5 protein-coding genes are annotated in these 13,107 nt (G+C 31.5%); all 5 read left to right on the forward strand.

The features are described from left to right. Positions 1-2 precede the first annotated feature (2 nt). Entirely contained in the window at positions 3-1,073 is a 1,071-nt protein-coding gene (locus tag DAD81_RS01400) for a Gfo/Idh/MocA family protein (protein ID WP_111706439.1), read from the forward strand. A 490-nt stretch (positions 1,074-1,563) separates the two neighbouring features. After that, positions 1,564-4,578, forward strand: a complete 3,015-nt coding sequence (locus DAD81_RS01405) for a SusC/RagA family TonB-linked outer membrane protein (RefSeq protein WP_111706440.1) — start codon at positions 1,564-1,566, stop codon at positions 4,576-4,578. Between the two features lie 21 nt (positions 4,579-4,599). Next, positions 4,600-6,108, forward strand: a complete 1,509-nt coding sequence (locus tag DAD81_RS01410) for a RagB/SusD family nutrient uptake outer membrane protein (RefSeq protein ID WP_111706441.1) — start codon at positions 4,600-4,602, stop codon at positions 6,106-6,108. A gap of 148 nt (positions 6,109-6,256) precedes the next feature. Further along, a complete protein-coding gene (locus DAD81_RS01415) occupies positions 6,257-9,625 on the forward strand; it encodes a VCBS repeat-containing protein (RefSeq protein WP_111706442.1) in 3,369 nt (1,122 codons plus the stop codon). Positions 9,626-10,061: 436 nt separating this feature from the next. Then, a complete protein-coding gene (locus DAD81_RS01420) occupies positions 10,062-13,103 on the forward strand; it encodes a SusC/RagA family TonB-linked outer membrane protein (protein ID WP_111706443.1) in 3,042 nt (1,013 codons plus the stop codon). Positions 13,104-13,107: the final 4 nt, after the last annotated feature.

The following is a 13,107-nucleotide window of genomic DNA, read 5'->3' on the forward strand; positions in this document are numbered from 1 at the left end:
TTATGGAATTAAAATATAAGCCAGAATTACCAAAAGAAAAACGTCCGATTTTTATTATTGGAGCAGGAGGAATAGTTCGTGATGCACATTTACCAGCATATAAGAATGCGGGTTTTGTTGTTGAGGGGATTGTTAACAGAACAAAACAACGTGCAATAGATTTAGCAGCGTCTTTTAACATTCCTAATGTTTATAATAGTGTTGAAGAAATGGTTGCTGCAGCGCCAGAAAATGCTGTTTTCGACTTAACGTTAATGCCAAATCAGTTTGTTGAAACTTTAGAATTATTACCTGATGAAGCAGCTGTTTTGATTCAAAAACCAATGGGTGATAATTACGAACAGACTTTGGATATTTTAGAAGTTTGTCGTAGAAAAAAGTTAAAAGCCGCAATTAACTGTCAAATGAGATACGCACCATATGTTATGGCCGCAAAATATTTAATTGAACAAGGTTTAATAGGTGAATTATACGATTTTGAAGTGCGTTTATCTATTTATACACCTTGGGAATATTTTCCAAATGTAGTAAACCACCCACGTTTAGAAATTCAACAACATAGTATTCATTATATAGACTTAATTCGTTCATTTTTAGGGAATCCAGGAAAAGTGTATTCTAAAACACTAAAGAATCCAGCGAAACCAATGTCATCTACTCGTACAACTACAATTATGGATTATAGTGATAGTATGAGAGCAGTTATCAATACAAATCACGATCATAATTTTGGTGAGAAAAACCAAGAGAGTTTTGTGAAATGGGAAGGAACAAAAGGGGCAATTAAGGCAAGAATTGGACTGCTGTTAGACTATCCAAATGGAAAACCAGATTTATTTCAATATTGTATTGTAAAAGAAGGGGAGGATCCAAAATGGGTTGAAGTAGAACTAGAAGGTTCTTGGTTTCCAGATGCATTTGTGGGTACAATGGCTTCTTTAATGCGTTATGTTGAAGGTTCAACAGATGAACTACCAACAAGTGTTGAAGATGTAGTACATTCAATGGCAATTGTTGAAGCTGCCTACGAATCAAATAATAATGGAGGAGTACCTCCAAATTACAATATTTAGGAGGTAGAATTCCTATTTTTTTAAATTTATAATTTAGACTATAATATCTTAATTCAATTAAAGAAATTAAGATATTATAGTCTTTTTGTATGTCATGATTTAAGAGTTATTTAGCTGTTTAATATGTGTTAATTTGCCGAGATATATTGGTGAATTGAACAAATAAACCTTTGTGAAGTATTGTTTTCTGAGTGTTTTTTTAAAGTAAATGAAATATCAATTAAATTTATTAACTCAATATTTATAATGCCTAAGAGGTGTTTTTTTATAAAATGTTTATGGTTTGTCTAGGTTAATGTTAGTTTGTCTATGAAATGTCTAGGTTAAATTTATGCTTATGAGAAACTGGTTAAGTACATTGCATAGATTTTAATGATAAAACTAGATTTGTTTAATTGAAAATAAAGAAAGTTTTAGAATTAAGTCGAAACTTAATTATTAATCAAATACAGTATTAACCAAACATTATTAACTTAATTAAAATTTAATTATGACAAAACATTTCACACTATTTTTAAGAAAGCTGTCCATTTTTGGCGTTTTCTTAGCGTTGATGAGTGTTCAGCAATTTTATGCTCAAACAGTAACGGGAACGGTTACTGACGAAACCAATCAAGGTGTTCCAGGAGCAAACATTCTTAAACAAGGAACAAATACAGGAGTTACCTCAGACTTTGATGGTAATTATAGCATATCTGCTTCACAAGGAGATGTATTAGTATTTTCTTTTGTGGGGTACAAAACAAAATCAGTTACTGTTGGAAGTGTATTAACATTAAATGTAAACCTAGAGCCAGATGTTGCTTCTTTAGATGAAGTAGTAGTAATTGGTTATGGTACCGCCAAGAAAAGTGATGTAGTTGGTTCGGTTTCTCAGGTGACAGCCAAGTCTTTTGAGAATCAACCCGTTACCCGTGTAGAAGATGCCTTACAAGGTAGAGCCTCTGGGGTTAAAGTAACTAGAAGTTCGGGACAACCGGGAGGAGAAATTAAGGTACGTATTAGAGGAGTTAACTCTATTACAGGTAATAACAGCCCTTTAGTTGTTATTGATGGTGTAATTGGAGGTGATTTAAGTATTATTAATCCAAATGATATTGCTTCTATGGATGTGTTAAAAGATGCATCAGCAACTGCAATTTATGGTTCTAGAGGTTCAAATGGGGTGATTTTAGTTACTACCAAAAAAGGAAAAGGGAAAGCAAAAGTAAATGTAGATTATTTTGTTTCTTTTGACAATGTGCCTGAATATTTACCTACTCTTGGAGCTGCTGATTTTGCAAGAATAGAAAATTCTAGTAGAGCTCGAGTAAATTCTCCCGCTATTTATTCAGATGCAGAAATTGCAGCATTTGAGGCAAATGGAGGAACTAATTATCAAAAAGAATTACTAGGTCAGCAAGGACTAACACAAAATCTACAACTTTCAGCAAGTGGAGGCTCTGAAGATGGTAAAATTAATTATTTCCTTTCAGGTAACTATATTAACCAAGAAGGTATGGCTATAGAAACTGGATATGAAAAATATTCTATCCGTTCTAATGTAAACGCTGAAATTAGTGATAAGTTGAAAGTTGGTTTAAATTTATCCGTTCTTAGAGCAAAGACTAAAAATAATTTAGACCAGTTTAATTTATTTGAAGCACGTAAAATATTTCAAGCAACAACTTGGGATCCAACTACTCCTCTTTATAATGAAAACGGCGATTATAATCTATATTCTTTAAATAGTGTAGCAAGTGGTACTTATAATCCTATTGCTGATATGAGAGAATCAAATATAGAAAATGTTAGAGATAGAGTTGATGTTAATTTTAATGGATCTTATAGTATAACAGACAACCTTACATATTCACTTGTAGTAGGTGCAAATACTATTAATAATACATTAGAAAAATATATTGTTAGCGCAACTTTACCAGATGCAAATTATAGTGGAGCTAAAACTACTGGATATCAGGTGAGTAATATTGTTACTTGGGCTAAAACATATGGTAAGCACAATATTTCAGCTACTGGTTTATATGAATTTTCTCAAAGTGAATATAGTCAAAATGGTTATTCAGCTAACGATTATATTATTTCCGGTAACTTTTATTTAGCTGAATTGGCAAGTTCTTTTAGAGCTTCTAATGCTTACAATAAGTCTAATATCCAATCTCTTATGGCAAGAGCAGCATATATTTATGATGAAAATTTATTTGTTACAGCCACAGTTAGAATGGATCAATCTTCTAGATTTAGAAGTGACAATAATACTGGATATTTTCCATCAGTAGCTTTAAAATATAGCTTTAAAAAAATGGATTTTTTAAGTAGTAATGATTTTTTAACTGATTTATCCGTTAGAGGAGGATGGGGACAAGTAGGTAACCAAGATGTAGCTCCTTACGTAACATATCCAAGTTCACAAATTGGAGGGACAAATGCATCTTATCCTTTTTCAGGTGAAGCACCAGAGCCCGGAGCCATACCAGATGGTTATGGAAACCCAGATTTAACTTGGGAAACAACCACTCAAACCAATTTAGGATTAGATTTTGCTTTTTGGAATGGAAGAGCAAACTTAACTATTGATGGTTACAAAAAGAACACTACAGATCTTTTATTAGACGTTCCTGTACCAGGTACCAATGGTGGTGGGGTAATTACACAAAATATTGGAGAAGTTGAAAATTATGGGGTAGATTTCTCTTTAGGAGGAAGTGTTATCAGAGACGATAATTTTAAATGGGATACAAATTTTAATTTTTCATATGTTAAAAATAAAGTTGTTGATTTAGGAGGCGTGAATTCCATACAAGGTTCTTTTGAAGCTACAGATGGTACGCAACAATACTGGAATATTATAGAGAAAGGAGAACCTTTAGGTCAGTTTTTAGGAGCTACTTTTTTAGGAACATGGAAAACAGCAGAAGCTACAGAGGCTTCAGTATTTGGTAGAGCTCCTGGAGACCCAAAATATTTAAGAGATGAATCAGGTGAGATAGTTTATCAAACAATAGGTAATGGTACACCAACAACATTTTGGGGTTTCAGTAATACATTAACCTATAAGAATTGGGATATGAATGTATTTTTACAAGGAGTTCACGGTTTTGATGTTTATAATACTATACGTGGTACTATCAATGGTCCAGCAAAAAGTTTTATGTCACCTGACCAATTGAACCAATGGACACCAGAAAATGAAACAGATATTCCTGCAGGAGGGCAAAGTATTATTGGTTCTTCTAGATTTGTAGAAGATGGTAGCTTTATTCGTTTACAAAACTTAGCTATTGGATATACTATTCGTGATTTAGGTTCTATTGAATCATTGAGATTATATGCTAGTGGTCAAAATTTATTTTTGATTACAGATTATCGAGGTTATGATCCTGAGCTTACATCTGTATCTGCAGATCCGGATGAAAGAGGTAATGGAGATGTTGCAGCCGGTATTGATGCAGGTGCCTATCCAAATCCTAGAACTATTACTTTAGGTTTTAAATTGAATTTTTAATAAATAAAAATTGATTATATTATGTATACAAAAAATAAATTCATAAAATATTTGAGCAGCAGTATATCATTAGTATTACTGGTGTTTGTAGTGTCAATACAAAGCTGTACTGACTTAGATGAAGACCCTGCAAAATCGCAGTTGGCTCCTGGAGAATTTTCATCATTAGAGGATTTTAACCTAGGTGTAACTGGTGTTTATGGGAAATTACGTACCGCTGCTCAGTGGACAACCTTTAATGTTTTTGGTTGGGCTGGTGATGATATAACTACCCACAAAGCTTTAAATAAAGCGCCATTTAGAGAATATGACCAAATGAATGTTGCCGGTGATAATCCAAGATCATTAAGTAATTATAAAGATGTTTATTCTATGATTCGTGCGGTAAATGCAGTTATAGAAAGTGCTCAAGGCCTAAATGTGCCAGATCAAGACGGTTATAATACACTTTTAGGTGAGTCTCATTTTTTAAGAGGAACACTTTTCTTACATATGTCTAGAATTCATGGTAGAATTCCTTTGCCTTTAACATCAACTCCAGATTTTGACATAAAATTAGCTACACAAGTAGAAGTTTATGAACAAGTTGAAAGTGATTTATTATTAGCAGAAAGCTTACTTCCAGATATTTATCCAGGTGTATTAGCAGGAGCACCTCGTCCAAACAGAGGAAGTGCCGAAGCAATGTTGTCTCGTTTGTATATGAATTGGGCTGGTTTTCCAGTAAAAGACAATGCAAAATATACAGATGCAGCTAACGTTGCAAAAAAAGTAATAGATAACCATACAGCTCATGGTTTTGAATTGTTGGATGATTTAAATGATTTATGGAAAGTTTCAAATAGATTCAACAATGAATCTGTATGGACGATAGCCTATAATAACCCAGCTGGTTTAGGTAATAGAAAATATGGTATTTTAGGATATCCTTCTGATGTAGAAGGTGGTTGGTCAGAAATTTTTGCAGAAGTTCGATTTTTTGAAGATTTTCCAGAAGGACCAAGAAAAGAAGCTACCTATAGAACAGATTTAGATTGGAAAAGTTTTAAAGATCAAGTACAACCTATATTTGCAAAAGTTGCTGGCCCAGTTGGAGATTTACCAAGTCAATGGTCTACAGATAGAAACGATTTTTATATGCGTTATGCTGAGGTTTTATTAAATTATGCTGAAGCATCTGGAAGATCTGGTGCTAATAGTGCAGATGCTTGGGAAGCTTTAAACATGATCCGAAGAAGAGCTGCTGGAAATCCATTTAATACGCCAGATCCTAGTGTAGATGTTATTTCAGGTGATTTAGCGGAATTGGCATTTACAGAAAGAAAATGGGAATTTGCCGGAGAGTTTTTACGTTATAATGATTTAGTTAGAATGGAAAGAGTTGCAGATGCATTAAATAATGATGCACGTACTCCGTTGGATACAAATATTCCAATAGCCAATCCTGTTTTAGGTTCATTATCTACAGATAATTATTATGCTCCTATTCCTCAAATAGAGATAGATTTAAATCCGAATTTGGCGAACTAAATTATATTTGAATTAGTGTTTTCAAAAGCGGTAAGATTTGAAAAATCTTACCGCTTTTTTATTTATAGAAAAAACAATTTTGTATATTTGAAAGTATAGGCCTTATCTTTTATAAACTAACCAACCAACTTAGAATAAATATTTAAAAATGAGATTAATTAAAATACTCAAGAAAATTAGTGGATTAATAGTATTAATTTTCGTGATTTCTATTTTGAATTCTTGTCAAGATTCAAAAAAACAAACTTTAGATATTAAAACTGAAGATTCAGAATTAAAATTATTTACAGCCATTAATTCAACAGATTCAGGTATTACTTTTGTAAATAAATTAGAGGAAACTCTTGATGTTAATTATTTTCAATACAATTACACATATATTGGAGGTGGTGTGGCGACAGCCGATTTTAATAATGATGGATTGGTAGATTTATTTTTCACGTCGAATACTCATGATAACAAGCTTTATTTGAATAAAGGAAATTTAAAATTTGAAGATATTACAAACAAATCAGGTGTTAAAAAAAGAGCTGGTTTTGATACTGGAGTTTCTGTTGTTGATGTGAATAACGATGGCTATTTAGATATATATATTTCAAGAGGAGGTGCCGTGAATGATAATAATGAATTTGAAAATATGTTATATATAAATAACGGAGATCTAACTTTTTCTGAAAAAGCAAAGGAGCTTGGTTTGGCAGATAACAATAGAAGTATAAATGCAATATTTTTTGATTATGACAATGATAATGATTTAGACGTTTATGTTTCAAATGCATCTGATATTGTAAGCAGAAAACAAACTCAAGTAATAGATTTAAAAACATTACAAAATGATCCTGAAACTATTACTCAAAAGGGAAGTGATCGATTATATAATAATGATGGAACTGGTCATTTTACAGATGTTTCTAAAAAGGCAGGAATTATGCCAGAAACTGGTTTTGGATTAAATCCAGAAATTGGAGATTTTAACAATGATGGTTGGTTAGATATATATGTTAATAATGATTTTAATATTCCTGATTTTGCTTACTTAAACAATGGAGATGGTACTTTTACTGAAAGTCGTGATGAGTTATTTAAACATATGTCTTTCAATAGTATGGGTGGTGATTTAGCTGATATTAATAATGATGGTTTGTTAGATTTAATGACTCTAGATATGAATCCAGAGGATTATGTGAGGTCAAAAACTACTATGGGAATGACATCTATTAGTGTTTTTGAAGAAATGGTTAGTAAAGGATATCATCATCAATATATGCACAATATGCTACATATTAATAATGGTAATGGAACTATGAGTGATATTAGTAAAATGGCGGGAATGGCCGATACGGATTGGAGTTGGTCATTATTGTCTGCTGATTTTGATTTGGATGGTTATAATGATATTTATGTTACAAATGGAGTGTATAGAGATGTGATAGACAAAGACATGAATAATAAAATTTTGGGGATTTTAAGAAAGAATAATAGAAAACCTACTTCTGAAGATTTCTTTAACTATGCAAAAATGTTCCCTCAACAAAAATTAGTTAATTATTTTTTTAAAAATAATGAAGATTTAACTTTTGAAAATACTTCAACTAAATGGACAGTTTCAACAGCTACATTTTCAAATGGGGCAGCTTATGCGGATTTAGATAATGATGGTGATTTGGATTTAATAGTAAATAATATTAATGATAATGCAACGCTATTAAAAAACAATGCAATAGAATTGAATAAAGGAAATTTTTTACAAATTTCATTTGAAGGCCCCAAAACAAATAAGTTTGGTAATGGGGTTATAGCTAATATTTATTTAGAAAATGGAACTTTACAGACTAGACAGTTAGTAAATACGCGTGGATTTTTATCATCAGTTTCAAATAAATTGCATTTTGGGTTAAAAAAGAATGATTCTATTAAAAAATTGGAAATTGTTTGGCAAGATGGGAAAAAACAAGAATTGACAGGTATTAGTGCAAATCAGAATGTTAAAATAAAGTATGCAAATGCCGTATTGAAGGATGTTTCAAACGAAACAGAAAAAGAAAGCAATCTTATTTTTGCTAAATTAAATACAGATTATAAGCATGTAGATCCTTATTTTAATGATTACAATTATCAAGTATTATTGCCACATAAACTATCACAAACTGGGCCTGCAATTGCAAAAGCAGATGTTAACAAAGATGGAATTGAAGATGTTTACATTGGTGGAGGTCATGGTCAACTAGGTCAGTTACTTTTAGGAGATAGGAAAAATGGTTTTAAAACTAAATCTGTTTCTGATTTTCTTTTTGATAAACAAAAAGAAGATGTGGGAGCTTGCTTTTTTGATGCAGATAATGATGGTGATCAAGATTTATATGTTGTAAGTGGAAGTTATGAATTTTTCAGAAATCCAAGAATGTTACAAGATAGATTGTATTTAAATAACGGAAGAGGAGATTTTAAATTAGCTAAGAATAATTTACCAGAAATGTTATCTGCTGGTTCTGTAGTTGTGCCTTCAGATTATGACAACGATGGAGATTTAGATTTATTTGTAGGAGGTAGAGTTATACCAAATAAATATCCACATGCTCCAATTAGTTATTTGTTGAACAATAATAAAGGAACTTTCACTATTGAAACTTCTAACGTAGCACCTGAATTAGAAACTGTAGGAATGGTTACAGATGCTGTTTGGTTTGATATAAATAAGGACAATACCAAAGATTTGATTGTTTGTGGTGAATGGATGGGAATTGAAGTGTTTTTAAATATTGATGGAAAATTTGAGAAAAGTAACTATTACAATTCTTTAAATTCCGCGAAAGGATGGTGGAATAAATTATTGATTGCAGACGTAGATAATGATGGAGATGAAGATATAGTTGCTGGAAATTTAGGGCTAAATTATAAGTTTCATGCTTCAACAGAAAAACCATTCCACGTATATGCTAAAGATTTTGATTTTAATGGAGTAGAAGACGTGTTTTTAGCAAAATACTATAATAATAAACAAGTTCCAGTTAGAGGTAAAGGATGTACAGCTCAACAAATGCCACATTTAAATAATAAAATTAAAACTTATGAGAGTTTTGCAAGTAGAGATATTGAAGGGATTGTTGGTGCAGGTATAAAAACGGCATTACATTATGAGGTTAACGAGTTTAAATCTGGTATTTTTATTAATAATGGGGGTAATGATTTTGCTTTTAAACCTTTTTCTAATTTAGTTCAAAGATCTCCAATAAATAGTATTTTATTTAATGATTTTGATAATGATGGAATTAAAGACTTATTGTTGGCCGGGAATAATTACCAATCTGAAGTTGAAACTACACGAGCAGATGGAGGTATTGGAGCTTTTTTGAAAGGTGATAATACTGGATCCTTTAAATATATTTCAAACTTAGAATCAGGTTTTTTTGTAGATAAAGATGTTAGAAATATGGTTGAAGTAGAAGGTAAAAATAGATCATATATTTTTGTTGTAAATAATAACAATTATCATGATGTTTTCTCTATAATTAAATGAAAAATGCTTGAATAATACTTTTTTTGAATTTTTCTCAAAAGAAATAAAAAAAGCTCAAAAGGATTAATGTTAATCCTTTTGAGCTTTTTTTTTATGAAAATATATTAATTAACATAAAACCTACCAAGCTAGAGTAGTAAGAGTCGATTTTACATTTATTAATCATTTTTTTTGTAACTAAAGTAACTTAAATGATACTTTAAAGAATTTAATAGTAACAAATAAAATGTGCTTTTTTACCTGAAAAATATACTATATTATCTATGTTGGTTGAGTTTTTTTATAAAAAAAGTTTATATTGCAAGTAGAACTTTAATTTATTTGTACTTCAAAAAGCGGTAATTGGCAAGGGGAATCTTATAATACAATAGCCAAATAGTTACTCGAATTGCAAAAAAAATATCCAAATTATTTATTAACTCAATCTAATCGAATTATGACAAAAAATTTTATGCGAATTTTAAGGAGACTTTCCGTTTTTGGGGTTTTTTTAGCATTAATGAGTGTACAACAAATTTATGCTCAGCAAACAGTAACTGGTAAGGTTACTGATGAAACAAACCAGGGTGTTCCTGGTGCAAACATTATTAAACAAGGTACTTCTTCAGGTGTAACTTCAGATTTTGATGGAATTTATAATATTTCAGCAAATAAAGGAGATGTATTGGTATTTTCTTTTGTTGGTTACAGAACAAAGAAGGTAACTGTAGGAAGCAACTTAACAATAAATGTAAACCTTGAGCCTGATGTTGCTTCGTTAGATGAAGTAGTAGTTATTGGGTACGGTACAGCAAAGAAAAGTGATGTTACAGGTGCAGTAGCACAAGTTACAGCAAAGTCTTTTGAAGATCAACCAATGACTCGTGTGGAGAATGCCTTACAAGGTAGAGCTGCAGGGGTAACAGTTGCAGGATCAGGAGCACCTGGAAAGGGAATTAAAGTAAGAATTAGAGGGGTGAACTCAATTACAGGTAATAACGACCCATTGGTTGTTGTAGATGGTGTATTTGGTGGCGATTTAAGAACAATTAACCCTAATAACATTCAATCTATGGAGGTGCTTAAAGATGCATCTGCATTAGCAATTTATGGTTCTAGAGGTTCTAATGGTGTAATTTTAGTTACTACTAAAAAAGGTTCAGGAAAAGCGAAAGTTTCTGTTGATCAGTTTGTTACTTTTTCAAGTATGAACAAACGTATACCAGTTATAGGGTCTGCAGAATTTGCAAGATTAGAAAACGAAGAGTTTATTGCAAACCCAGTTAATAATCCGGCAGATGCACCTTACTCAGCGGCTCAAATTGCAGATTTTGAAGCAAACCCATTAAAATATCAAGATATGATGTTTCAACAAGGGTTTACAAACAATACTCAACTTTCAATTAGTGGAGGAACAGATGATGGAGTAAAATATTTTTTATCAGGTAATTTTATTGATCAAACCGGGGTTCAAATAACTTCTGCTTATAAAAGATATTCTTTTAGATCTAATTTAAGTAAAAAGTTTAATGATAAATTAACTATTTCTGCAAATGTTACTGCAAGTAGAGAAATTACACATAATGACCAAGATGTATTTAGTGGTGGAGATGGTAGTCCAATTACAAGAGCAATAACTTGGGATCCAACATCACCAGTACGTGATGAGAATGGAGAATATGTATTAAGATCTATTAGAGAGGTTGCAAATAATAATTATAATCCAATTAGAAGATTTGAATTAAGTAACCATGATGTATTTGCAGATCGTTTAAATATTACTTTAAATGGTACATATAATTTTACTGATAACTTTACGTATACTTTAATTACGTCAATTTCAACATTGCATAGTGATACCGAGTCATTTAGAATTGAAGGTGATTTTGCAGCTACAGGATTCTCTAACATTTCTTATAGAAATTTTAATGATACTTCACATCAGGTGAGTAATATTTTAAATTGGAAAAAGGAATTTGATAAGCATAGTCTTGATGTAACAGGGGTGTATGAATTTCAGGGAGCTCGTGGCCTTAGTAATGGTTATAGTGTACAGGATTTAAATGTTGGAGGTCTATACTTAGCAGATGATAGTGCTAATGAAAGTTTTTCTAATTCAGGAAATGAAACATCAATTCAATCTTATTTAGGTAGGGCGCAATATAATTATGATGGAACATTGTATTTAACCGCATCTATGAGGATTGATGAATCTTCTAAATTTGCTAAAGGTAATAGAACTGGGTATTTCCCTTCAGGAGCTGTAGCATTAAACTTAGGTAAATTCGAATTTATTGAAAATAGTCCTTTATCTAGCTTAAAATTAAGAGCTGGTTGGGGTAAAGTAGGTAACCAAAACATCAATGCATCAGCAAGGTTCTCATTAAATAATAATTCTGGATTGTATACTATTGATGGAGAAACAACAAATACAGGGTCGGTTCAATCACAAGAAGGAAATCCTGATTTAACTTGGGAAACAACAGCTCAAACTAATATAGGTTTAGATTTTGGTTTCTTAAATGGACGTATTAGAGGTTCTATTGATTACTTTAATAAAGATACTGAAGATTTATTACTACAAACTATTATACCAGGTACATCTATTAGAACATTTATAAATGCAGGGGAGGTTAATAATAAAGGTATTGATTTCTCATTATCTGCAGATATTATTAATTCAGATGACTTTAGTTGGGATGCTAGTTTAAATGTATCAAAAATTAAAAATGAAGTGACCAAATTGAATGGTGATACAGAATTTATTGTTGGTAACGCTGCCGGTATTGGTGGAGGTGGAATCCGATTAAATGTTATAAAAGTTGGAGAGCCACTAGGTACATTCTGGGGTTATGAAGCTCAAGGAACATGGAAGTCTACAGATAATATCCCAGTTGATGGTGATGGAAATGCATTATTCCAACCTGGTGATGAAAAGTTTAAATTAGATGAAAATAATCAAATTGAATTTAATACGCTTGGAAGTGGAATGCCAGATGTAACATTTGGATTTAATAATACATTTACTTATAAGAACTGGGATTTAAACATGTTCTTAAACGGATCATTTGGATTTGAAGTATGGAACCAAGTTAGAGGAGTTATTACAGGTAACGGCGGTAACAGAAGTAATCTGTCTCCAGATCGTTATGACAGATGGACACCTGAAAACGAAACAGACCTTCCTAAAGCCGGTACAGCAAATGTATTGAATTCATCACGTTGGATTGAAAAAGGAGATTTTATTAGATTGAGCAATCTTAAATTAGGATATACTTTTAATGATAATTTAATTAAAGGTATAAATAGCTTACAAGTTTACGCAAGTGGACAAAATCTATTTTTAATAACTGACTATAAAGGTCTTGATCCTGAAGTTTCTTCAAACGTAAGATCATATACAGGAGAAAGTGCTAATACAGATGCTGGAGCAGGTATTGATGTAGGTGCTTATCCAAATCCTGTATCATTCACCATAGGTGTTAAAGTACAGTTTTAATAGG

The organism is Lutibacter citreus, assembly GCF_003260195.1.
GTDB classification, from domain to species: Bacteria; Bacteroidota; Bacteroidia; order Flavobacteriales; family Flavobacteriaceae; genus Lutibacter; species Lutibacter citreus.